The sequence below is a fragment of the Paracoccus sp. (in: a-proteobacteria) genome, assembly GCF_030538655.1.
Lineage (GTDB): Bacteria > Pseudomonadota > Alphaproteobacteria > Rhodobacterales > Rhodobacteraceae > Paracoccus.
The window spans coordinates 42506-63721 of record NZ_JAUNTO010000012.1; the positions used below are offsets into that span (position 1 = coordinate 42506).

Sequence of the window (21216 nt, forward strand, 5' to 3'; positions counted from 1 at the left end):
AACGACAAAAGAGGCAGTGATGCGGGTTCTGGGCATTGATCCGGGTTTACGGAACACCGGCTGGGGAATCATCGACGTGGACGGGCCGCGCCTGCGCCATGTCGCCAGCGGCGTGATCCGGTCGGCGGGTGACGATCTGGCGGCGCGGCTGGTGGTGCTGTTCGATGGTCTGTGCGATGTGATCGCGGCCCATGCCCCCGATGCGGCGGCGGTCGAACAGACGTTTGTGAACAAGGATGCCTCTGGCACGCTGAAACTGGGGCAGGCGCGGGGGATCGCGCTGTTGGCGCCCGCGCGGGCGGGCTTGAGCGTGGGGGAATATGCGCCCAATGCGGTGAAAAAGACTGTGGTGGGCGTCGGTCATGCCGCCAAGGACCAGATCGCACATATGGTGCGCTTTCACCTGCCCGGTGTGGTTCTGGCCGGGCCGGATGCCGCCGACGCGCTGGCCATCGCCATCTGCCACGCCCACCACCTGCAAGGCCGCAGCCTGCGCATCAAGGTGGCATCATGATCGGGCGTATTGCCGGGGTGATCCTGCACCGGGCACAGGATCATGTGCTGATCGATGTGCGCGGTGTCGGTTACATCGTCCACATCAGCGAACGCACCGCGGCCAGCCTGCCGCCGGTGGGGCAGGCGACGGCGCTGTATACCGACCTGCTGGTGCGCGAGGATTTGCTGCAACTGTTCGGCTTTCCCACGCTGTATGAAAAGGAATGGCACCGGCTGCTGACCGGGGTGCAGGGTGTGGGGGCCAAGGTCTCGCTGGCCGTTCTAAGCACGTTGGGGGCCGAGGGTCTGGGCCGGGCGATTGCGATTGGCGACTGGGCTTCGGTCCGCAAGGCGCAGGGGGTGGGGCCGAAACTGGCGCAGCGCATCGTGCTGGAGCTCAAGGACAAAGCGCCTGGGGTGATCGCCCTGGGCGGCAGTCTGACGGTCGGTGCCGCTGTGCCCGCCGTTGATCCGGCGGATGTGGCGGTGATCGACGACGCGCCGGCCGCCGCATCGCCGCCGCCAACGGGTGCGCGACCGGATGCCAGTGCCGCCGCCGATGCGCTGTCGGCGCTGACCAACCTCGGCTATGGCCCGTCCGAGGCAGCCTCGGCGGTCGCCACCGCGCAAAGCGCCGACCCCGCTGCCGCCGCGCCCGCCCTGATCCGTGCCGCCCTGCGCGCACTGGCACCCAAGGGATAAAGCACTGGAAACCGCCGCCGCCGCGCCCCAGTTTATCACGCAGCACGACATGAAAGGGAAGCCGATGGGCAATGCACGCACCTTTATCCTGATGGCCGCGATGACGGCGCTGCTGATGGGCCTTGGCGCCATGGCGGGCGGCGGTCAGGGCGCGGTTCTGGCGCTGATGGTCGCCGGGGCCGGGAATATCTGGGCCTGGTGGAACAGCGATAAAATGGTGCTGCGCCAGCAAGGCGCGATGGAGCTCAGCCGCGCCACTGCCCCCGATCTGTTCGACCTGACTGCTGCGCTGGCGCAGCGTGCGGGCCTGCCGATGCCGAAACTGTATTTGCTGGAAACTGATCAGCCCAATGCCTTTGCCACTGGCCGTGATCCGCAAAACGCCGCCGTCGCTGTCACGCGCGGGCTGATGAGCGCGCTCAGCCGCGAGGAACTGGCAGGGGTCATCGCCCATGAACTGGCCCATATCAAGCACCGCGACACGCTGACCATGACCGTCACCGCCACTATGGCCGGGGCCATCGCCATGCTGGGCAATATGATGATGTTCACCGGCGGGCGCGACAATCGCGGCGGCGCCTTGGGCGGCATTCTGGCGATGATCCTTGCGCCCTTGGCCGCCGGTCTGGTGCAGATGGCGATTTCACGCGCCCGCGAATACGAGGCGGACCGGCTGGCCGCCGAGATCACCGGTCAGCCGCAGGCGCTGGCCTCGGCCCTTGCGCGCATCGCGCAGATGGCCGGGCGCACGGTCAACATCCCGGCCGAGAAAAACCCCGCCTCTGCCGCCATGTTCATCATCAACCCGTTACACGCGCTGCGCATGGACGCGCTGTTTTCCACCCACCCCCCGACCGAGGAACGGATTGCCCGCCTGATGGCCATGCGCGGATGACCCAGCCCGACCCGACCCTACGCCCCGAACGGATCGAGGGCGAACCCGAAGACCGCGCCCTGCGCCCCCAGGCCCTGACCGATTTCATCGGTCAGGCCGAGGCCCGCGCCAACCTGCGCGTTTTTATCGACAGCGCCAAGATGCGCGGGCAGGCGATGGATCACACGCTGTTCTACGGTCCGCCCGGTCTGGGCAAAACGACGCTGGCGCAGATCATGGCGCGGGAACTGGGGGTGAATTTCCGCATGACCTCTGGCCCCGTTCTGGCACGGGCGGGCGATCTGGCAGCGATTCTGACCAATCTGGAATCGCGCGATGTGCTGTTCATCGACGAAATCCACCGTATGAACCCCGCCGTCGAGGAAGTGCTATACCCCGCGATGGAGGATTTCGAACTGGATCTGGTGATCGGCGAAGGCCCCGCCGCGCGCACCGTCCGCATTGAATTACAACCCTTTACGCTGGTCGGCGCGACCACCCGGCTGGGCCTGCTGACCACACCGCTGCGCGACCGTTTCGGCATTCCGACGCGGCTGCAATTCTATTCAGTGGACGAACTGGACCTGATCGTTCAGCGCGGCGCGGCCAAGCGCGGCATCATGGCCGATGCATCCGGCACGCGCGAAATCGCCGCCCGCGCGCGCGGCACCCCGCGTATCGCCGGACGGCTGCTGCGCCGGGTGATCGACTTTGCGCTGGTCGAGGGCGATGGCCGCCTGACCCGCGACATTGCCGACAGCGCCCTGACCCGGCTGGGCGTCGATCACCTTGGCCTTGACGCCGCTGACCGCCGCTATCTGTCGCTGATCGCGCAACATTATGGCGGCGGGCCGGTTGGCGTGGAAACCCTGTCGGCCGCCCTGTCCGAAAGCCGCGACGCGATCGAAGAGGTGATCGAACCCTATCTGCTGCAACAGGGCCTGATCGCGCGAACACCGCGTGGCCGGATGCTGACGGCAGGCGCATGGCGGCATCTGGGGCTGGACGCGCCCAATCCGGGGCAGGGCGGGTTGTTCGGGGACGGGTGATGCGGATCGAGGATTTCGGGGATCTGACGGCGGCGGAAGAAAAGCTGATTGCGCATTTGTGGAGTGGTGCGACAGGGGCCTGTGTTATCGGCAAGGGGCTGCCTCCGCCCGATGCCCCCGATAACTTGCGCATCCGCGCTAGCCTGATCCGCGGGCTGATATTAAAGCAGGTTGAGGGGGTGCCACTGCCCGAACGGGGTTTGCGGGCTTATGGGGCGTTTATCCGGGGCGATGGCCCGTCAGAGGCTGAAACGCTGGGCCTGGATATGGAAGGCGTTACCCTCACCATAGGTCTCTCGCTTTGTTACTGTCAAATCCCTGACAAAATATTGCTGCGTCGTGCGAACATCATAAATTTAAACCTACACGGAACGAACCTTTCCGCTGGAATCAGCGCAGACATGCTGGAAACCAAGCACAGCATTTTCTTGCGAAATGTGACCTGTGCCGGGGAAATCCGTCTTGTGGGGGCAAAGGTGGGTGGTGATCTGTCGTGTATCGGCGCGACGCTGAATTCCACAGGTGTGGCACTGCTTGGGGATAAGTTAGAGGCCAAGGGTAGTGTGCACTTGGGGAATGTCACGTGCGCCGGGGAAATCCGCCTTGCGGGTGCAAAGCTGGGTGGTGATCTGTCGTGTATCGGCGCGACGCTGAATTCCACAGGTGTGGCACTGCGTGGGGATAAGTTAGAGGCCAAGGGTAGTGTGCGCTTGGGGAATGTCACGTGCGCAGGGGAAATACGTTTTGTGGGGGCAAAGCTGGGCGGTGAGCTTTCGTGCAAGGACGCGAAGCTGAACGCCGAGGGCGTGGCGCTGCGTGCGGACGGGCTGGAAACTAAGAGCAATGTTTCCTTGCATAATATTAATTGTGCCGGCGAAATTCGCTTGCCGGGTGCCAAGATCGACGGCCATCTGGGTTGCAACGGTGCGAAGCTGACGGCCACCAACACGGCGCTGAACGCTCAGGCTACACAGATTTCAGGCGCATGGTTCTGGCGGGAAGGAGCCAGTAGCGCAGGCGCACTGGATTTCACCGCAGCCAAGATTGAGCATATATGGGACGATCCAGGCTGTTGGCCACAAGCGATCAGGCTGAACGGTTGTCGATATGGTGCTTTTGTTGGCAAGGCCGTCAGTGGCGCAGAGCGGATCAATTGGCTGGCCCGAATGCCGCCATCGCCAGAGGGTGTGGATTTCTTACCTCACCCCTATCATGAATGTGCCCGTGCCTTGCAGGATGCCGGGCATGGTGCGGAAGCACGTGTCGTTTTGATCGAAAAGGAACGGCTTCAGCGTCTGGTGCGGCGGCAGAGGCAGTGGGATCAGGCAAAGGCGGCTCACGGCTGGCGTCGATCAAGCCTATATGTGCAATACGCAGGGAGCCTGATCTCCGACTGGCTGCTGAAATGGACCGTGGCCTATGGTCGGCGGCCTTTGCAGGCGGCGGTGCCATTGCTGTTTCTGCTGCTGATCGGTGCGAATACCTTTCAGGTTGCGGCGAATGCGGGTGCGATCAAACCCAACCTACCGCAAATTCAGCGGGCGCCGGAATGGGCGGCTTGTGCTGTGCCGCTTGGCCAGACGGTCCTTGGAAACGCCGCCTTGGACGGGCGTGCCCGCCCCGGTCAGTCGCAGGTGGCGTGCTTTCTGACCCAGCCCGAGGCGCATTCTTACCCGAAATTCGACGCGCTGATCTATTCCGCCGATACGCTGCTGCCCATCGTCTCGCTGGAAATGCAAAGCTATTGGATACCCGACGACCGCAAGCCGTTTGGCTGGTGGGCGCGGTGGTATCTGTGGTTTCACATCATGGCGGGTTGGGCCTTGACGTTGCTGGCGGTTGCCGGTTTTTCTGGACTTATCAAGACGGATAACACCAAATGACCGACCTGTTCGCCCGCATCCGCGCCAGTTTCGACCGCCAGACGATGATGGCCACATTTGGCGCGCAGCTGGATGTGGCGGAACCGGGGCGCGTGGTCATTTCCGCCCCGGTCCTGCCCGGATCGCTGCAACAGCACGGGGCCGGGCACGCAGCGCTGACCTTTGGCCTTGGCGATTCGGCGGCGGGCTATGCCGCGCTGACCACTCTGCCCGAGGGGGCAGAGGTGATGACGGCGGAAATCAAGATCAACCTGATGGCCCCCGCCCTGGGCGAGCGTCTGGTGGCCGAGGGGCGGGTAATCCGCGCCGGGCGGCGTCTGATCGTGGTCGCCTCCGACGTCTGGGCCGAAACGGCCAAGGGGCGCAAACATGTGGCGATGCTGCAAGGGACGATGATCCCCGTTGCGCCGGATGCGATAGGCTGATCGCGCCCCGCCCTACATGAGGGGAAACAGGGCAGGGCGCGAAGCCGTTTCCGGGGAACGTCTTGCCCGGTTGATCTCTGACTAACTGATTCGGCTTAAAAAGCAGTTAACGGCTCAGGGCGTCAGACCTTCGGGATCGGGCAGACCGTTCGCGCGTGCCGTCGCTGTCAGCGTGTTGGCCAGCAGGCAGGCGATGGTCATCGGCCCGACGCCGCCCGGCACCGGAGTGATCGCGCCGGCCTCCGGCTGCACCGCATCGAAATCCACGTCGCCCACCAGCCCGTCATCGGTGCGGTTGATGCCCACGTCGATCACCACCGCGCCAGGCTTGATCCAGTCGGCCCCGACCATTTTCGGGCGCCCGACCGCCGCGACGATAATATCGGCCTGACGGCACAGCCCCGGCAGATCGTGGGTGCGCGAATGCGCGACCGTCACCGTGGCGCTGTCGCGCAGCAGCAGTTGCGCCATCGGTTTGCCGACAATGTTCGACCGGCCGATGACCACCGCGTTCTTGCCGGACAGATCGCCCAGATGATCGCGCAGCAGCATCAGGCAGCCCAGCGGCGTGCAGGGCACCATCGCCTTTTGTCCGGTCGCCAGCCGCCCGACGTTCAGGATGTGAAAGCCATCCACGTCCTTTTCGGGGGCAATGGCGTTAATGACCGCCGATTCGTCCATGTGCCGGGGCAGAGGCAGTTGCACCAGAATCCCGTTCACCGCCGGGTCATTGTTCAACTGATCGATCAGCGCCAGCAGATCATCCTGCGCGGTGTCGGCGGGCAGGCGGTGTTCATAGGAATTCATCCCGACCTCGCGCGTCATCTTGCCCTTGGAGCGGACATAGACGGTCGATGCGGGATCTTCGCCGACCAGAACCACGGCCAGACCGGGGGTGATGCCGCGCGACCTCAGCGCCGTAACTTCGTCGGCGATCCGGCTGCGCAGGCGGGCGGCAAAGGCTTTGCCGTCGATCAGCATGGCGGTCATGTGCGGTCCCCTTTCATCAGTGTTTCTTCGCGGGCGATGGCGTTTTCGATCAATTGCCGCCAGATATGTTCGATCAGGTCGGGGTTCAGCCCGGCATCAGCGGCATGACCGCGCGCGTTTGCGACCACCTGTTCCACGCGGGTATCAATGCGGGCGGGCAGGCCATCGCGCATCTTGATCTGCGCCGCACGGTCGATCAGCGCCAGACGGCGTGCCAGCAGGGCGATCAGATCAGCATCCAGCGCGTCGATGGCGGCGCGCAGGGCGGGCATATCGGGCAGGTCGGACGGGTTTTCCATATCAGGGGAATGCACGCTGCGCGGCGCGGGTGCAAGCCTGTCGGGATAAGGATTGCGCTTGCGGGGCCGTCTGCAAAAAGCTTGCTGATCCTTTGGCCAGAAGATGCACGGCTTGATCCTGCCATCACAAAGCCGCGCGGTTCGTTATGCCAAGATATTGGCTGTCAGCAATGCCGAAAGTTTGCGCGATCGGGATGCCAGAAGGCTTTGATCCCCGATGACCGGCGTCTGCGGCTGTGCAATGTCAGTCTTGCGATGCCTGTTCCGCCGGAATCGGGCGCTTTATTTTCAGCGCGGCTCGATTCATCTGCGACAGGGGCGCGGGCAGGTGGAACGTGAGTTCCGCCGGGCCGTGCGCGGTGCAAGGCTTTGCCCTATATTCCCCCGAGGGGTGCGTGATCGCATTGTGCAAGAAAATGGCACTTATGCCGGGGTGTTGTCGTGATCGGCGTGGGTATGCAGCCCTTGCAGCGGTGCGTCCGGCATCACGTTCCCGTAACCGTTCAGGGTGATTGCTGTCGGCGCGGATCAGGCCCTTGCCTCCGTCTGCATGTCCGTCAAATGTGATAGCGGCAATCACAGGAGGATATGATGCCGACGAAGATCCTTTATCAGACCAGCGCCACCTCGACTTCGGAAGGGCGTAACGGCCACGTTGCGGTCGATGACGGCAGTTTTGCTGCCGATCTGGCCATGCCCAAGGAACTGGGTGGTGCAGGTGGCGATGCCCTGAACCCCGAAAAGCTGTTTGCCTTGGGTTATTCTGCCTGTTTCAACAGCGCGCTGCGCAACGTTGCCATGCGGGAAAAGGTCAAGCTGCCAGAGGGCACCTCGGTTCAGGTCGGCGTCGGGATCGGCCCGCGCGAAGACGAAGGTTTCGGGCTGGCGGTTTCGATCAGGGTGGCGCTGCCCGGATTGGATCGTGCACAGGCGCAGGCGCTGATCGAGGCGGCCCATCGCGTCTGCCCCTATTCCGACGCGACGCGCGGCAGTTTAAAGATTACGCCTGAACTGGCCTGAACAGAAAAAGCCCCCGAAAGGGGGCTTTTCATCAGGTTTGCGGAGCCGCAGCAGGGTCCGGGTCAGAGGTCGATCTGCCCGCCCTTGGGATAGATGCGACGGAAGGGATATGGCTGGAGGGCGTGTCGTCATCGCCGCCCAAAGCCTCGCCCCGGATGACCTTGCCGATTTCTTCGCCGGTCAGGGTTTCGTATTCCAGCAAGCCTTTGGCCAGACGTTCGAATTCCTCGGATTTTTCCAGCAGGATGCGACGGGCGTCCTGATAGCCGTCTTCGATCAGCTGGCGCACCTCGGATTCGATAAGTTCCTTGGTGGTGGCCGATACCGAAAACCCGCCGGTATTGCCCGAATAGCCTTCGTGCGCCTCGGCATAATCGACCGCGCCGACCTTGTCGGACATGCCCCAACGCATCACCATGGCGCGCGCCAACTGGCTGGCCTGCATGATGTCACCCGCCGGGCCGTTGGACACGCCTTCTTCACCGTATTTGATGATTTCGGCGGCCTTTCCGGCCATGGTCATGGTGATTTTCTGCTTGGCCTCGTCCTTGTGCATGTTCAGCCGGTCCATTTCCGGCAGGCTGACGACCATGCCCAAAGCGCCACCACGCGGGATGATGGTGGCCTTATAGACCGGATCGCATTTCGGCAGCGACAGACCGACGATGGCGTGCCCCGCCTCGTGATAGGCGGTCTTTTCCTTTTGTTCCGGGGTCAGCACAAGACTGCGGCGTTCGACGCCCAGCATCACCTTGTCCTTGGCGTTTTCGAAATCTTCCATGCTGACAAAGCGCCGCCCGATGCGCGCGGCCATCAGCGCGGCCTCGTTCACCAGGTTCATCAGATCGGCACCCGAAAAACCGGGCGTGCCGCGCGCGATGATGCGCAGATCGACATCAGGGCCAACCGGAACCTTGCGCGAGTGAACGCCAAGAATTTTCTCGCGGCCCTTGATATCGGGGTTCGGCACGTGGATTTGCCGGTCGAACCGACCGGGGCGCAGCAGCGCCGGGTCCAGCACGTCTTTGCGGTTGGTGGCGGCGATGATGATGATGCCTTCGTTCGCCTCGAACCCGTCCATTTCCACCAGAAGCTGGTTCAGCGTCTGTTCGCGTTCGTCATTGCCGCCGCCGATGCCGACACCGCGCGCCCGGCCCACCGCGTCAATTTCGTCGATGAACAGGATACAGGGCGCGGATTTCTTGGCCTGTTCGAACATGTCACGGACGCGTGACGCGCCAACACCGACGAACATTTCCACGAAATCGGACCCCGAGATGGTAAAGAACGGCACGCCCGCCTCGCCCGCGATGGCGCGGGCCAGCAGGGTTTTCCCGGTGCCGGGCGGGCCGACCAGCAGCGCGCCTTTCGGGATTTTCCCGCCCAAGCGGCTGAATTTCTGCGGATTGCGCAGGAATTCGACGATTTCTTCCAGCTCTTCCTTGGCCTCGTCGATGCCGGCCACATCGTCAAATGTGACGCGTCCGTGCTTTTCGGTCAGCAGTTTGGCCTTGGATTTGCCAAAGCCCATCGCGCCGCCGCGCCCGCCGCCCTGCATCCGGTTCATGAAGAAGATCCAGACACCGATCAGCAGAATGAACGGCAGCCACACCCCCAAGAGAGACATGAAGCCCGAACTTTGCTGTTTCACCACCCGCACCTCGACATTGCGGTCGATCAGGCGGTTGGCGATTTCCTCGCCCTCGGGGCGGACGGTGGCATAACGCTGGCCGTCGCGGGTCACAAAGCCGACATCCTCACCATCAATGGTGACGGATGCGACCTGATCGTTATTCACCCGCTGGATGAAGTCGGAATAGCTGATCTGGCGGCTGTTCATCTGCGCGGATTCGCCGCCGAACAGATTGAACAGCGCCAAAATCATCAGGAACAGGACCACCCAAAAGGCGATATTGCGTGCGTTACCCAAGCGGGAGCCTCCGATACCACGGTTTCCCCGCAAGATAGGGATTATGGCGTCAGGTTCAATGCGAATGCTCAATGAAGGTGAACAAGTCGGCCAAATTCCCCTGCATTCCGCAGCGGTTCGACCCGCCACGGGGCCTGCGGTTGCAGGACGGGGGTTGCCAAAAGCCGCCCGTCGGCCCTGATCGCGGGCGTTGCCGCCGCTTCGTCGCGTGACAGGCCCGACAGACGCCAATTCACCTGATCCAGCGATTCGTATCCGACCGCCGCAACGGTTTCGCCCGGTGACAACCCCTCGATCCGCCAGCGATTGTCCCAGACCGGCGCATCATTCGCAGGCGCGCGCATGGCTGCCGCCGGTTCACGGATGACACGGATGCGATCGCCGGTGGGGCAGAACAGCGCCCCGTCCAGCGTCACCCGGCTGCCTGCCGCCAAGGCGGCCAGCGCATGGGCGACAGTGGCGCGGCGGGGGGGATAGTCGGCGCCGGTGATCCAGCGGGCGGCGGCCACCGCCAGACGGCGCTGCACCTCGGGTGGGCTGTGACGAAAGGGGGCGCGCGGCAGGATCAGACTGCCCCGGTCGGCCACCGCTTCACCCGCCGTCTGTGCCGCGTAATAGGCCAGCGCGTCGCGGGCCTGTGCGATGTTCTGCGCCGATTGCGCCAGTGCTGCGGCATCCAGTTGCAGCGCGGCCATTGCCTTGCGGATGCGGATGCGGTCGAAATCGTCATTGTCGTTGCTGGGATCGTCGATCCAGCGCAGGTTGCGTTCGGTCAGCCAGTCGCGCAGGCTGGCGCGGCTGACCCTCAGCATCGGGCGCAGCCAGCGGACGCCAAAGGCGTCGCGCCATTCCGCCATTGCGGCAAGGCCATCCACCCCCGCCCCGCGCGCCAGCCGCATCAGCAGGGTTTCGGCCTGATCGTCCTGCGTATGCCCCAGCAGCACAGCAGACAGGTCGTTATGCCGCGCCCAGCCCGACAGCAGCCGCAGCCGTGCATCGCGGGCATTGGCCATCAGGTTTCCCTCGGTCGTGTCGCGCTGCCATAGCAGGGTGACATGCGCAATGCCCAGCGATTCAGCAGTCTTTTGCGCCGCGCGGGCCTCGGCGGCGCTTTCGGGGCGCAGGCCGTGATCGACGGTCGCGGCCATCAGCCTGCGCCCGCGCCCCCAGCCATGTGCCATGTGCAGCAGCGCGGTGGAATCGCCGCCGCCGGACAGGGCGATGCCAACGGCGGGCATGTCACCGGCCAGCCGGTCCAGCGCGGCACGGACATGGGCTTCCGTGCTGGCGGTGTCAGCCATGCTCGGCCAGGTCGGCAGCGGCCTCGGGGTCGTCGATCAGGGGCAGCGACTGGCTGGCGCAATCCAGCGCGGCCAGGCGGCGGTTGGCCTCGTCCGCGGCGGCACTGCCGGGAAAGCGCGCCGGGATTTCGGCCAGATACAGACAGGCAGCCAGGGCATCGCCGCTGTCGCTGATGACCCGCGCCAGACCCAGCAGGCTGGCCCCGGCCTGCGGCCCGTCGGGGGCGGCGGCAAAGGATTCCAGCCATGCGGCCCCCGCGCCCTGCGGATCGCCCGCGCTGTCCAGCGCCGCGCCGCGCAGGAACAGTGCATGGGCCGTCAGCGGCCCACCCGCGTGGGCTTGGGCAAAGGCCGCGAAAAGCTCGGCCGCGCGCGGAAAGTCACCCTGACCGAGCACCTCCTGCGCCCGGTCGAATTCAGCCTGTTCGGTGGTCGAGGCGGGCGCCGCGCCCGTACCGCCGTTGCCGCCAGAATCGGGTGCGATCACCGGGGCCATGACCGGCGCACCGCCCTGTGCCATGCTGCCCAGATCAGGCTGCGTCATCACCGCGCCCAGATCACAGGCCGGGTCCATCTCGCACAGGCGGAATTCGATGTCGTTAATGCGTCGGGTGCCGTCGGTGACGATACGCCCGATGCGGTTCTGCAACTGCTCGGTCTGGCCGGTCAGGCGGGCGATCTGTGTTTCAATGGCGTTCATGCGGTCAATGGCGCTGTCGCCGCCCGCCGCCTGAAAGCCTGCCGCGCCCGAGGCGTTCAGTTCGGCCCGCAGCGATTGCAGCTCGCCCGCCAGCGCGCGCAACTGGGCGCGCAGATCGGCCAGCGTGGCGACGGTTTCGGGCGCGGGCTGTGCCGGTGCGGCCAGCGGCACGGCCACGCACAGCGCCAACGCGGTCAGCCCGGCCCGCATCATAACCCGCCCCCGGATCATACCCCGGCCCCCGCGACAGGCGGCGCAACCGGCGCGTCAGAGGGTGTGACTACGGTCACGGCACGGCGGTTGCGAGCAAAGCAGACCTCGGTTGAACAGACCTCAATCGGGCGTTCCTTGCCAAAGCTGCTGGTCTGCACCCGTGCGGTGTCGATACCCTGCGCGATCAGATATTCCTGCACTGCCCCGGCCCGCCGCGCGCCCAGTGCAAGGTTATATTCCCGCGTGCCCATCTCGTCGGCGTGCCCCTCGATCCGGGCGGTAAAGTTGGTGTGCTGGCGCAGCCATTCCGCCTGTCGGGTCAGGATGGCGCGCGCCTCGGCGGACAGGCTTACCTCGTCCTGAACAAAGCTGACCGTATCGCCTACGGTGCCGCTGAAATAAGCTGCCGTCGCCTGGCCGCCCAAGGCACCTTGCGTGATATTGCCCTGATACACGGCCCCGCTGCCGGTGTTCACATAGGGATCGGCCACCAATTGCGGCGGGGCGGGCTGGGTGCAGGCCATCAGCGCCAGCAGGGGCAGGGCAGCGGCGGCGGCGATCAGGGGGAAACGGGGCGTCATGGCCGGTGTCCTCATGGCAAAAGCGGCCCCCAGGACGGGTCCGAGGCGGCGAAATCCAGATCCAGCGGCCGCATATTGCGGCCGGTGATGTCCACGGAATGCAGGCGCGGCGCGCCATCGCCGCCGGGCGTTACGCGGGTGAACATCACCACACGGCCATTGGGTGCCCAGCTTGGGCCTTCGTCAAGAAACGATTCTGTCAGGCTGCGTTCCTCGGACCCGTCGATGCGCATGGCGCCGATGTGGAAGGTGTCGCCGTTCTGGCGGGTAAAGGCGATCATGTCACCGCGCGGCGACCAGACGGGGCTGCTGTAACGCCCCTCACCAAAGCTGATGCGCGTGGCCTCGCCGCCGGTCAGCGGCTGCACATACAGTTGCTGCGTGCCAGAGCGGTCGCTTTCAAAGACGATCTGGCTGCCGTCGGGGCTGAAATCGGGCGAGGTGTCGATGCCGGGCGATTCGGCCAGAGGCCGCGCGGCCCCGGTGGCGACATCCATCAGCCAGATGTCGGAATTACCCCGCTTTTCACGGGAATAGACGATCCAGCGCCCGTCCGGTGACCAGCGCGGGGCAAAGGCCATGCTGTCGCGTGCCGCCGTCAGCGCGCGCGAGGTGACAGAGGCCACATCCATCACCCGGATCTGCGGCAGGCCGGTTTCAAAGCTGGTAAACAGAATGCTGCTGCCATCGGGGGAAAAGCGCGGCGACAGCACCAGATTCGAATCGTCGGTCAGCCAGACGGGGTTGGCCCCGTCGAAATCCATCACCCCCAGCCGCATCCGGCGCGCATCCTTGGGGCCGGTTTCCTGAACAAAGGCCACACGGCTGTCGAAATAGGGGCCTTCGCCCGTCAGCCGGACATAGATCTGATCGGCGATCTTATGGGCCGCGCGTCGCCAGTCGGCGCGGGCGGTGACGAATTGCATTCCCTCGCCCAAGGGCTGGCCTGCCACGACGTCGAACAGGCGGAACTTGACCGTGACTTCGGCGGCCTCGCCCTCGCCTGTCACGGTCACATCGCCCGTGACCAGCGCCTGCGCGTTGATCGCGCGCCATTCGGCATAGGCGACCGGGCTGCGAAAGCTGGCCGGGGTGGCGATATGGGCATCAGAGGGGATGGCGCGGAACAGGCTGGTGCCGGTCAGATCAGCAATAACGACCTGCTGCACCTCGGCAGCCATCTGTTCGTCGCCGTGAAAGGGGGCGATGGCAAGGGGCATCGGCTCGGTGATGCCATCGGTGATCTCGATCCGCAGGGGGCCATCCTGCGCAAAGGCAGGCACCGCCAGCGGCAGGGCGGCGGTCAGCAGGGCGCAAAACGGGATCACACGGCAAAACATATCCGGTCCTTAGCAAGGTTAACCCTGCGGCGAAAGGTCAGTTCACGTTGACACCTTGCGGGCGAAAATCGACGATAATTTCACGCCAACGGTTGTATTTTTCCGGTGGCAGCGCGTAACCACCCCGGCCACATTCCAGAATCGCGCGGCTGGCCACCTCGAACGCCTGCTGGACGGCGGCGGGCGATCCGCCATCCGAGGCATCCAGCCGCAGCGTGGCCTGATCGGGGATGCCGCTCATGCTCATCTGGAAACGCACCGAAACCGAGGTCTGCGCCGCATCCAGCGACAGCATGGCGCGGTTCCAGCAGGCGTTGATGGCGACCATCAGCCCTTCGCGTTCCGACAGGGACAGCGGCGGGCCGTCAGTGGCCCCGGCATTTGGGGCGCCCAGGGCGCGGTCCAGCGCCATAGCCAGGGCGTCGCCCTGCGGTTCGGTGCGCGATGCCCCGACCGCTGCTGCCGCACCCGCATCGCGCACCGCCTGTTCGGCGCGCGCGGCATCATCCAGCGCCGCCTGCAATTCCGCTGACAGCCCGCCGCCGGTGCTGGCCGATGCGTCGGGATCAGAGGCAAAGGCATCCGCCAAGGCCTCGGCCAGTGGGTCATAGGGCATTTCCGCCGACCGCCGCCGCGCAGCTTCTTCTTCGGCCTGACGGGCAGCCTCGGCGGCCTGTTCCTGCGCGATGCGGTCTACCTCGGCCTGACGCGCGGCTTCTGCCGCACGTTCCTGCGCGATACGGTCGGCTTCGGCCTGGCGCGCGGCCTGTTCGGCTTGTTCCTGTGCGATCCGTGCGGCCTCGGCTTGCCGTTGTGCCTCGGCCTGACGCACCGCTTCTGCCGCACGTTCCCGTGCGATGCGGTCTGTCTCGGCCTGACGCGCGGCTTCGGCGGCTTGTTCCCGGGCAATACGGTCAGCTTCGGCCTGCTGGCGTGCGGCCTGTTCGGTTTGCTCCTGCGCGATCCGCGCGGCCTCGGCCTGACGGGCGGCTTCCTGGGCCTGCTGGCGTTCGGCCTCGGCTGCGGCCAGCCGCGCCTCGCGGGCGGCAACCAGCCCATCGGGGCGGGCCTGCGGACGGGGCGAGACGTCCAGCGCCAGTTCGGAACGCGGCGGCGGGGCGGTCTCGGGCGGGGCGGGCGGTGTCATGCCGGTTTCCGCCTGCGGTATCGTCGGCGCAATCGGGGCTAATGCTGTCTGCGGCGGGGTGGAGGACGGCGGCGGTGGCACCGGGGCGGGTGTGCTGTCAGGTGCGGGCGCGGCCATCTGTGGCAGTTCCGTGGCCGCGCTGACCGGGGCCGTCGGGGTGACGCCGCTCAGATCCGGCTGGTCTTCCGGTGCCTGCGGCGCGGGTAGAGGGGCGGCGGCGTCGGGCGTGTCCATCGGCGCGGCGGCATCCGGCACAGGGGTGGCGCTGTCATCAGCGGGCGGCTGTGGCAGTGCGGCAATATTGGTTGTGCCCGGCCTCACCGGCCCGGCCCCGCGCGATGCGGCGGCGAAGTCCTGAAATTCGGCCTCGGACATGGTGGTGACTTCGGTCTGGCGGATCGCCGGGCCATCTTGCGGGCGCAGGAAAGCCCCCGCCAGCACTGCCCAGAGGATCAGCCCGCCATGCGCCACCCCCGAGGTCCAGCGCCCGATGCGTTCGGCCCGCTCCATGGCTTAACCGCCCATCCGCGGCCCGCCGGTTTCCGTCACCAGCACCAGATCGGTCAGGCCCGCCGCGTTCAGCGCCCCCATCACCTGCACCACGCGGGCATAGGGGATGCTGCCATCCGCGCGCAAAAAGATTCGCTGCGACTGGCGTTCGGCCAGCACCGCGCCAAGCCGGGCGATCAGTTCGGATTCGGCCACGGCGCTGTCCATCACCCGGATGTCGCCCTCGACCGGGATCGAGACGACCAGCGGTTCTTCGGGTTCGGTCGGGACGGCCTGCGCGGCGGTGCGCGGCAGTTCCAGCGGCACACCCACGGTCAACAGCGGGGCTGCGACCATAAAGATAATCAACAGCACCAGCATCACGTCCACAAAGGGGGTGACGTTGATTTCCGCCATCGGCGCATTGCGCCGCCGCCCGCGTGCGCCGCGCCCCCGCGCGATCCGTCTGACCACCTGCGCCATGGTCAGTCCGCCGCCATCTGCCGCGACAGCAGGGTGGAAAATTCGTCGGCGAAGGTTTCGTAATTGCCGACGATGCGGTCGGCATCACCCGACAGTTTGTTATAGAACACCACCGCCGGGATCGCGGCCAGCAGGCCAAGCGCGGTCGCCAGCAGCGCCTCGGCAATGCCGGGGGCGACGACGGCAAGATTGGTGTTCTGGCTGACGGCGATGCCTTCAAAGGCGTTCTTGATGCCCCAGACGGTGCCAAACAGCCCGATGAACGGCGCGGTTGCGCCAGTGGTGGCCAGAAAGGACAGGCCGCGCATCAGCCGCGATTCCTCGCGCTGGATGGCGACGTTCATGGCGCGGTCGATGCGCTGATCGGCACCGGGGATCAGCGCGCCATCGTCGCGGTGGCTGCGCCGCCATTCGGTCATCCCGGCGGCAAAGATGCGTTCCGCCGCGCCGCGCGGGGTGTCGCCGATGCGGTCATACAGATCGTCCAGCGGCTCGCCCGACCAGAAGCTGCGGTCGAAACGCCCGGCAGAGGTGCGGGCGGCGGCGAAGGCCAGCAGTTTCTGAATGATGATCGCCCATGCCCAGAAGGACATCAGGATCAGCACCACCATCACGACCTTGACGGTCAGCGAGGCGCGGGCAAACAGCGCCAACAGCGAAAAGTCGATGGCCTGTGCGGCCTGAAGGGTTTCCATGCTCTGCCTCTTGTGTGCCCGTCTGTAGCGGGCTTCTAGCGGCAGTTTACGCCGCCGTCAGCGGCTTGGCCAACACTTTGGCGCGAGGGCGGGGTGAGCAGGCCGGGGACCAGCCCCCGGACCCCCGGCGTATTTGGGCAAACAGGAGGCCGGGCGACGGTTTTCCGGTGCGGTTAACTGGTGGGTTCATCCAGAAACAGCGCCGCCGCGACCGGGGCGGGGATACGCGTCGGGCGACCGCTGTTCAGCGCGACGCAGACCACGGTCACGGTGGCCCGGAACAGCGGCACGCCGTCGCGCAGCACATCCTGCCCCACCACGATGCGCGATCCGCCCAGCTGGATCGTGCGTGTTTCCACTGTCAGCAGATCGTCGAAACGGGCCGGAGACAGATAATCCGCCTCGACCCGGCGGACGGCAAAGACAGTTCCTGCATCCTTGAGCGCGGCCTGATCCACGCCAAGGTCACGCAGCCATTCCGACCGTGCCCGTTCAATGAATTTCAAATAGTTGGCGTAATAGACGATTCCGGCAAGGTCGGTATCCTCGTAATAGATTCGGATCGGGAATTGGTGCATTCTGGGTCTCTTTCAGGTGGTGGCCGGGGCAGGGTGCCGTTCTTTGGGGCGCGCGTCCAGCCATGGGTTGTCTTGCTTGGGCTGGTTGCTGTGCGCGGCCGCAAGGCCCTGACGCTTTTATTCGGCACCTGGAATGAATGTTGAAAGTCTTGGGAAAAGCTCGCGCGGTTCGCGTGTTGTTTGCCGCTGGCGTTTCTGATCGTCCCATCGGGGGTGCGCGCAAGAAGATATTGCGCAGCAGGCCCAAAATCTGCGTCAGATCGTTGATAATCCGGGACAGGCCGCCAGACGGTGGGTGACATCGGCGGCGGCTTCCTGTTCGATCGCCTCGGGCGACAGGGATTGCGCCTATCTACGATCAGCAGGATTTTCCGGCCTTCGGTGTGGCGGCCTTGCAGAAAGGTCCGCCGCCGGCGCAGCGGTTCAAAGGGGCGACATCATCCTGCCCGAACGTCTGCAAAACCCAACGCAGCGGATTTATCGGATCAGGCCAATATGAGTGCGCCGCCGATGCAATTCGACAAAACTGCGGATCAGCAAGGTCTTGTCGGCGCCGACATCGCCGGTCAGCAGGGAAATGGCCTGACCTATTGGCAAGCGAAAACGCCATCATCGTCATGGCCTGACGGTGGTTGGCCAAAGTGAATGACGGGCCGGGAAGGCGTCATTGGGCGGGGACAGAATTGTGAAGAAATGCCCGTCGATTTCAGGGGTTCCCGTCATGATGCCGGAATGTCGCAGATCAGGCCGGGCAGGCTGGCCCTCAGCCCGGTGATGCCGCCGGGGTGCCAGCCCATAGCCGCTAGCCCCGTGCAATCAGGCACGCGCAGCCCGCTGGCATCGGCGCGGGCGGGCAGAGGGTGGCGGCACCCGGTCAGCGCGGCGACCTCGGCCAGCAGATCGCGACGGTCCAGCACCAGATCACTGGCATTCAGCGTGGCGGGCGGGGCAGGGTGGCGCAGGATCAGGGCGATTGCGGCGGCCAGATCGTCGCCATGCAGTTCGGTGGCGACATGCGGCTCTATCGGCTGCCCGGCCAGAAAATCGGCGAACAGCGGTGCCCATTTATGCGCCCGCCCCGGCCCATAGACGCCGGTTGCCCGCAGGCTGGTGCCGTGCAAGGGCAGGGCGGCCAGCGCGGATTCCGCCTGCGCCTTGATCTGCCCATACAGGCTGGTTGGCGCGGGGGGCAGGTCGTCGGGCAGGCGCATCCCCGGCGGGTGGCCGTCATGCACCGCGCGCGATGACAGAAACACCACGCGGCCCACGCCATCGCGGATGGCGGCATCCCACAGGCGCAGGGTGCCGTCCAGATTGGCGGCGCGGAAACCCGCCGGGTCGTCGCCCTCGCCGCCGCGATAGCGACCGGGGGCATGGGACAGCGCCAGATGCACCAGCGCATCGGTGCCGCGCAGGTCGGGCGTGTCGCCCAGCCGCCAGCCGGGCAACAGGTTCAGATCATACCCGGCAGCGGCCAGCGCGGGGGCGATCATGCCGCCCAGGCGCCCGGTTGCGCCGGTCAGCGCCACCCTCATGCGGCGGGGCGGATTTGTGCGCTCAGATCAGGCAGCGGGCCGCCTGCCGCGATGTCGCGCCATATCTGGATCAAAGGACGCAACGCCGCCGCCTTGGCATGATCCGACCATGGCTTTTCGTATTGGTAATGAATGACATGCACGCTCTCCCAATCCCACAGCGCGGGCATATTGATCCAGACATATTGCAGCATGTTGTATTGGATTGGTAGCCCGTGCCAGTCGGGGAAAAAGTCCTGCAAGAAGGTCTGGTCGGTGCGCCGCCAGAACACGCCGGGCCGGTCCAGCTGCGCCATCATCGCATCAAAGGTCGCTGCATTGGGGCGGGCGGTGAATACGCCGGAATTCATACGGTGGAACCCGTCCAGCCCCTCATAGACATTGGGCGCGGCGCAGAATTCGGGAAAGCCGAACAGCTTGTCGATATTACGCACCACCAGCGCATCGGCGTCGATGAACACGGTGCGGGCATAATCCAGCTGCCACAGCCGCAGTTTCACGAAATTATCCAGCGGTGTGTGGAAATCGGGCTTGCCGCCACGGGTAAAGGCGGCACGGCTGTGCAGGGCGTCGCGGGCATGGGTGCGGTCGAATTCGGTCGAAGTGGGCAACAGATCCGCCGCGATCAGCCGCGCGCCAAGGCGGCGCAACCCATCCAGTGCGTCATGTGGGATGCCCCGGTGCATCACGGCGATGTCGGCCCCAGCCCCGGTGCCGGTCAGCCGCAGCGAGCGCACAAGTGCCTGTGCCCCCGGCAGATAGTCGGCATTTGTGACCAGCGTCACATAGGCGCGATCACCCTGCGGCCCGCGTTCGGCCTGCAAGCCGGGCGCAAGGGTGTAACAATCAGCAGGCGATTCTGTCCTGGTGATCGGGGGCGATGGTTGTATCGTCATGCTTTTCAATCTCTTGCGGGGCTTTTGCCGGGATTGCCGGGGCAACACTGTCACAATCGGATAAATGAATTATGACAGCCGCCACGCGCCTTGGACAGAGCGCGGGATCACGCTAGAACCCCCTTCAGCGAGGAGACGCCCATGCCCATTTCTGAACCTGCCATCGCCGCTTTGACCGATGTTTTCGGCGACCGCCTGTCGCAGCGCACAGCCGACCGCGATCACCACGCCGGGTCGGAAACCTTTCACCGCGCCCCGCCGCCCGATGCGGTGATCTGGCCGCTGACCACGGCCGAGGTGTCGGCTGCGCTGGCGATCTGCAACGAACACCGCGTCCCGGTGATCGGCTGGGGCACCGGCACCTCGCTGGAGGGGCATGCGCTGGCGATCCACGGCGGGGTGGTGCTGGACCTGAGCCGGATGGACAAGGTGATCGACCTGCGCCCCGGCGATATGCAGGTGACGGTTCAGCCCGGCGTCACGCGTGAGGCGCTGAATACCGAATTGCGCGCGACGGGGCTGTTTTTTCCGGTTGATCCGGGGGCCAATGCCAGCCTTGGCGGCATGGCTGCCACGCGGGCCAGCGGCACAACGGCGGTGCGATACGGCACCATGCGCGACAATGTGCTGGCGCTTGAAGTCGTGCTGGCCGATGGCCGGGTGATCCGCACCGGCACCCGCGCGGCGAAATCCAGCGCCGGTTACGATCTGACCGGGCTGATGGTCGGGTCTGAAGGCACGCTGGGCATCATCACCGAACTGACCTTGCGGCTGCACGGCCAGCCTGAACATGTCGCGGCGGCGGTTTGTGCCTTTCCGACGCTGGAATCGGCGGTCGAATGCGTCACTGCAACGATGCAGTCGGGCATTCCGATGGCACGGATCGAATTTGTCGATTCGCTGGGGATCAGGGCGGTGAACGCGATGGCGCATCGCAGCTATCCCGAAACGCCGCATCTGTTCGTGGAATTCAACGGCAGCGCGGAATCGGTGCGCGCCGATGCGGCGGCTTTCGGCGATCTGGCGCAGGATTTCGGCGGCACCGGATTCGACTGGGCCGACACGCCCGAGGCGCGCACGGCCTTGTGGAAGATGCGGCATCAGGCCTATCCGGCCTGTCTGGCGCTGCGCCCCGGTGCGACGGCGGTGGTGACGGATGTCTGCGTGCCGATGTCGCATCTGGCCGAGGCGGTGGCGGCAGCCAGCGCCGATATTGCCGAACAGGGGATGACCGGCCCGATTCTGGGTCATGTCGGCGACGGCAATTTCCACGCCGCGCTGCTGGTTGACCCCGGCGATGCCGATCAACTGGCCCGCGCCAAGGCCATTGCCCGCCGCATGGCCGAACGCGCGTTGGCCGTGGGCGGCACGATCAGCGGCGAACATGGCATCGGCGTTGGCAAGCGTCCGCTGATGGCTGCCGAACATGGTGAAGGCTGGGCGGTGATGGGTGCGATCAAGGCGGCGCTGGACCCGCACAATATCCTGAATCCGGGTAAATTGATACCCGACCGGAATTGACTTACCAAGCATTTGGATAAAATCATACAAATGTTAAATTCATCATTTACCTTTTTGCTGACAAAAGTCT

General features: G+C 65.3%; 22 protein-coding genes. 9 read left to right on the plus strand and 13 right to left on the minus strand.

Annotated features, from left to right (window positions below; genetic code table 11):
- The first annotated feature begins 19 nt into the window (after positions 1–19).
- From ruvC to Q4G22_RS09635, 6 genes are all read left to right on the plus strand, one after another.
- The gene (gene ruvC, locus Q4G22_RS09610) at positions 20–514 is read left to right on the plus strand and encodes a crossover junction endodeoxyribonuclease RuvC (protein ID WP_303385689.1); all 495 of its coding nucleotides are present in this window, start codon (positions 20–22) and stop codon (positions 512–514) included.
- Positions 511–1197 (plus strand): Holliday junction branch migration protein RuvA, encoded by a 687-nt coding sequence (gene ruvA, locus Q4G22_RS09615; RefSeq protein ID WP_303385690.1) that lies wholly within the window; start codon positions 511–513, stop codon positions 1195–1197. The genes ruvC and ruvA overlap by 4 nt, the downstream gene beginning before the upstream one ends.
- A gap of 64 nt (positions 1198–1261) precedes the next feature.
- On the plus strand, positions 1262–2092 hold the full coding sequence (locus tag Q4G22_RS09620; protein WP_303385691.1) for a M48 family metalloprotease: 831 nt from the start codon (positions 1262–1264) through the stop codon (positions 2090–2092).
- Positions 2089–3120, plus strand: coding sequence for a Holliday junction branch migration DNA helicase RuvB (gene ruvB, locus Q4G22_RS09625; RefSeq protein ID WP_303385692.1), 1032 nt, complete (start codon positions 2089–2091; stop codon positions 3118–3120). Before Q4G22_RS09620 ends, ruvB begins: the two co-directional genes overlap by 4 nt.
- A gap of 179 nt (positions 3121–3299) precedes the next feature.
- Positions 3300–5003 (plus strand): hypothetical protein, encoded by a 1704-nt coding sequence (locus Q4G22_RS09630; RefSeq protein ID WP_303385693.1) that lies wholly within the window; start codon positions 3300–3302, stop codon positions 5001–5003.
- A complete protein-coding gene (locus Q4G22_RS09635) occupies positions 5000–5428 on the plus strand; it encodes a PaaI family thioesterase (RefSeq protein WP_303385694.1) in 429 nt (142 codons plus the stop codon). The genes Q4G22_RS09630 and Q4G22_RS09635 overlap by 4 nt, the downstream gene beginning before the upstream one ends.
- 114 nt (positions 5429–5542) lie before the next feature.
- On the opposite strand, the gene folD is transcribed toward Q4G22_RS09635, so the two are convergent.
- Positions 5543–6418, minus strand: a complete 876-nt coding sequence (gene folD / locus Q4G22_RS09640; protein ID WP_303385695.1) for a bifunctional methylenetetrahydrofolate dehydrogenase/methenyltetrahydrofolate cyclohydrolase FolD — start codon at positions 6416–6418, stop codon at positions 5543–5545.
- On the minus strand, positions 6415–6717 hold the full coding sequence (locus Q4G22_RS09645) for a chorismate mutase (RefSeq protein ID WP_303385696.1): 303 nt from the start codon (positions 6715–6717) through the stop codon (positions 6415–6417). Before Q4G22_RS09645 ends, folD begins: the two co-directional genes overlap by 4 nt.
- Before the next feature lie 591 nt (positions 6718–7308).
- Between Q4G22_RS09645 and Q4G22_RS09650 the strand changes: the two genes are divergently transcribed.
- The gene (locus Q4G22_RS09650) at positions 7309–7737 is read left to right on the plus strand and encodes an organic hydroperoxide resistance protein (RefSeq protein WP_303385697.1); all 429 of its coding nucleotides are present in this window, start codon (positions 7309–7311) and stop codon (positions 7735–7737) included.
- Between the two features lie 31 nt (positions 7738–7768).
- Here the strand turns inward: Q4G22_RS09650 and ftsH are convergent, their stop codons facing one another.
- The 9 genes from ftsH to ybgC form a co-directional block, all read right to left on the minus strand.
- Positions 7769–9667, minus strand: a complete 1899-nt coding sequence (gene ftsH / locus Q4G22_RS09655) for an ATP-dependent zinc metalloprotease FtsH (protein ID WP_303385698.1) — start codon at positions 9665–9667, stop codon at positions 7769–7771.
- Positions 9668–9735: 68 nt separating this feature from the next.
- The gene (tilS, locus tag Q4G22_RS09660; RefSeq protein ID WP_303385699.1) at positions 9736–10968 is read right to left on the minus strand and encodes a tRNA lysidine(34) synthetase TilS; all 1233 of its coding nucleotides are present in this window, start codon (positions 10966–10968) and stop codon (positions 9736–9738) included.
- Positions 10961–11899, minus strand: a complete 939-nt coding sequence (locus tag Q4G22_RS09665; protein WP_303385700.1) for a tetratricopeptide repeat protein — start codon at positions 11897–11899, stop codon at positions 10961–10963. Before Q4G22_RS09665 ends, tilS begins: the two co-directional genes overlap by 8 nt.
- Positions 11896–12462 (minus strand): OmpA family protein, encoded by a 567-nt coding sequence (locus Q4G22_RS09670; protein WP_303385701.1) that lies wholly within the window; start codon positions 12460–12462, stop codon positions 11896–11898. Before Q4G22_RS09670 ends, Q4G22_RS09665 begins: the two co-directional genes overlap by 4 nt.
- An 11-nt stretch (positions 12463–12473) precedes the next feature.
- Positions 12474–13802: a Tol-Pal system beta propeller repeat protein TolB gene (gene tolB, locus Q4G22_RS09675; protein WP_303385702.1), complete on the minus strand. Its 1329-nt coding sequence runs from the start codon at positions 13800–13802 to the stop codon at positions 12474–12476.
- 37 nt (positions 13803–13839) lie between these two features.
- Positions 13840–15459, minus strand: coding sequence for a protein TolA (locus tag Q4G22_RS09680; RefSeq protein WP_303385703.1), 1620 nt, complete (start codon positions 15457–15459; stop codon positions 13840–13842).
- A 3-nt stretch (positions 15460–15462) separates the two neighbouring features.
- Entirely contained in the window at positions 15463–15921 is a 459-nt protein-coding gene (locus tag Q4G22_RS09685; protein ID WP_303385704.1) for an ExbD/TolR family protein, read from the minus strand.
- 2 nt (positions 15922–15923) lie between these two features.
- Positions 15924–16616 (minus strand): protein TolQ, encoded by a 693-nt coding sequence (gene tolQ / locus Q4G22_RS09690; RefSeq protein WP_303385705.1) that lies wholly within the window; start codon positions 16614–16616, stop codon positions 15924–15926.
- A 173-nt stretch (positions 16617–16789) separates the two neighbouring features.
- A complete protein-coding gene (ybgC, locus tag Q4G22_RS09695) occupies positions 16790–17194 on the minus strand; it encodes a tol-pal system-associated acyl-CoA thioesterase (RefSeq protein WP_303385706.1) in 405 nt (134 codons plus the stop codon).
- Positions 17195–17485: 291 nt separating this feature from the next.
- On the opposite strand from ybgC, the gene Q4G22_RS09700 reads away from it, so the two are divergent.
- A complete protein-coding gene (locus Q4G22_RS09700; protein ID WP_303385707.1) occupies positions 17486–17839 on the plus strand; it encodes a hypothetical protein in 354 nt (117 codons plus the stop codon).
- A gap of 74 nt (positions 17840–17913) precedes the next feature.
- On the opposite strand, the gene Q4G22_RS09705 is transcribed toward Q4G22_RS09700, so the two are convergent.
- Both Q4G22_RS09705 and Q4G22_RS09710 read right to left on the minus strand, forming a co-directional pair.
- Positions 17914–18729, minus strand: coding sequence for an NAD(P)-dependent oxidoreductase (locus Q4G22_RS09705; protein ID WP_303385708.1), 816 nt, complete (start codon positions 18727–18729; stop codon positions 17914–17916).
- Positions 18726–19625, minus strand: a complete 900-nt coding sequence (locus Q4G22_RS09710; RefSeq protein WP_303385709.1) for a glycosyltransferase — start codon at positions 19623–19625, stop codon at positions 18726–18728. The genes Q4G22_RS09705 and Q4G22_RS09710 overlap by 4 nt, the downstream gene beginning before the upstream one ends.
- A gap of 141 nt (positions 19626–19766) precedes the next feature.
- On the opposite strand from Q4G22_RS09710, the gene Q4G22_RS09715 reads away from it, so the two are divergent.
- Complete coding sequence (locus tag Q4G22_RS09715; RefSeq protein WP_303385710.1) at positions 19767–21146, plus strand: FAD-binding oxidoreductase; 1380 nt, start codon at positions 19767–19769, stop codon at positions 21144–21146.
- The last annotated feature ends 70 nt before the right edge of the window (positions 21147–21216 follow it).

Excerpts from the sequence above, each read along its gene's own strand:
- Q4G22_RS09705 (WP_303385708.1), bottom strand. The coding sequence starts at position 18,729 with ATGAGGGTGGCGCTGACCGGCGCAACCGGGCGCCTGGGCGGCATGATC.
- tolQ (WP_303385705.1), bottom strand. The coding sequence starts at position 16,616 with ATGGAAACCCTTCAGGCCGCACAGGCCATCGACTTTTCGCTGTTGGCG.
- tilS (WP_303385699.1), bottom strand. The coding sequence starts at position 10,968 with ATGGCTGACACCGCCAGCACGGAAGCCCATGTCCGTGCCGCGCTGGAC.
- ruvB (WP_303385692.1), top strand. The coding sequence starts at position 2,089 with ATGACCCAGCCCGACCCGACCCTACGCCCCGAACGGATCGAGGGCGAA.
- Q4G22_RS09710 (WP_303385709.1), bottom strand. The coding sequence starts at position 19,625 with ATGACGATACAACCATCGCCCCCGATCACCAGGACAGAATCGCCTGCT.
- Q4G22_RS09670 (WP_303385701.1), bottom strand. The coding sequence starts at position 12,462 with ATGACGCCCCGTTTCCCCCTGATCGCCGCCGCCGCTGCCCTGCCCCTG.
- Q4G22_RS09620 (WP_303385691.1), top strand. The coding sequence starts at position 1,262 with ATGGGCAATGCACGCACCTTTATCCTGATGGCCGCGATGACGGCGCTG.
- Q4G22_RS09645 (WP_303385696.1), bottom strand. The coding sequence starts at position 6,717 with ATGGAAAACCCGTCCGACCTGCCCGATATGCCCGCCCTGCGCGCCGCC.
- ruvC (WP_303385689.1), top strand. The coding sequence starts at position 20 with ATGCGGGTTCTGGGCATTGATCCGGGTTTACGGAACACCGGCTGGGGA.
- Q4G22_RS09665 (WP_303385700.1), bottom strand. The coding sequence starts at position 11,899 with ATGATCCGGGGGCGGGTTATGATGCGGGCCGGGCTGACCGCGTTGGCG.
- Q4G22_RS09635 (WP_303385694.1), top strand. The coding sequence starts at position 5,000 with ATGACCGACCTGTTCGCCCGCATCCGCGCCAGTTTCGACCGCCAGACG.
- ybgC (WP_303385706.1), bottom strand. The coding sequence starts at position 17,194 with ATGCACCAATTCCCGATCCGAATCTATTACGAGGATACCGACCTTGCC.
- Q4G22_RS09715 (WP_303385710.1), top strand. The coding sequence starts at position 19,767 with ATGCCCATTTCTGAACCTGCCATCGCCGCTTTGACCGATGTTTTCGGC.
- Q4G22_RS09685 (WP_303385704.1), bottom strand. The coding sequence starts at position 15,921 with ATGGCGCAGGTGGTCAGACGGATCGCGCGGGGGCGCGGCGCACGCGGG.
- Q4G22_RS09650 (WP_303385697.1), top strand. The coding sequence starts at position 7,309 with ATGCCGACGAAGATCCTTTATCAGACCAGCGCCACCTCGACTTCGGAA.
- ruvA (WP_303385690.1), top strand. The coding sequence starts at position 511 with ATGATCGGGCGTATTGCCGGGGTGATCCTGCACCGGGCACAGGATCAT.
- folD (WP_303385695.1), bottom strand. The coding sequence starts at position 6,418 with ATGACCGCCATGCTGATCGACGGCAAAGCCTTTGCCGCCCGCCTGCGC.
- tolB (WP_303385702.1), bottom strand. The coding sequence starts at position 13,802 with ATGTTTTGCCGTGTGATCCCGTTTTGCGCCCTGCTGACCGCCGCCCTG.
- Q4G22_RS09680 (WP_303385703.1), bottom strand. The coding sequence starts at position 15,459 with ATGGAGCGGGCCGAACGCATCGGGCGCTGGACCTCGGGGGTGGCGCAT.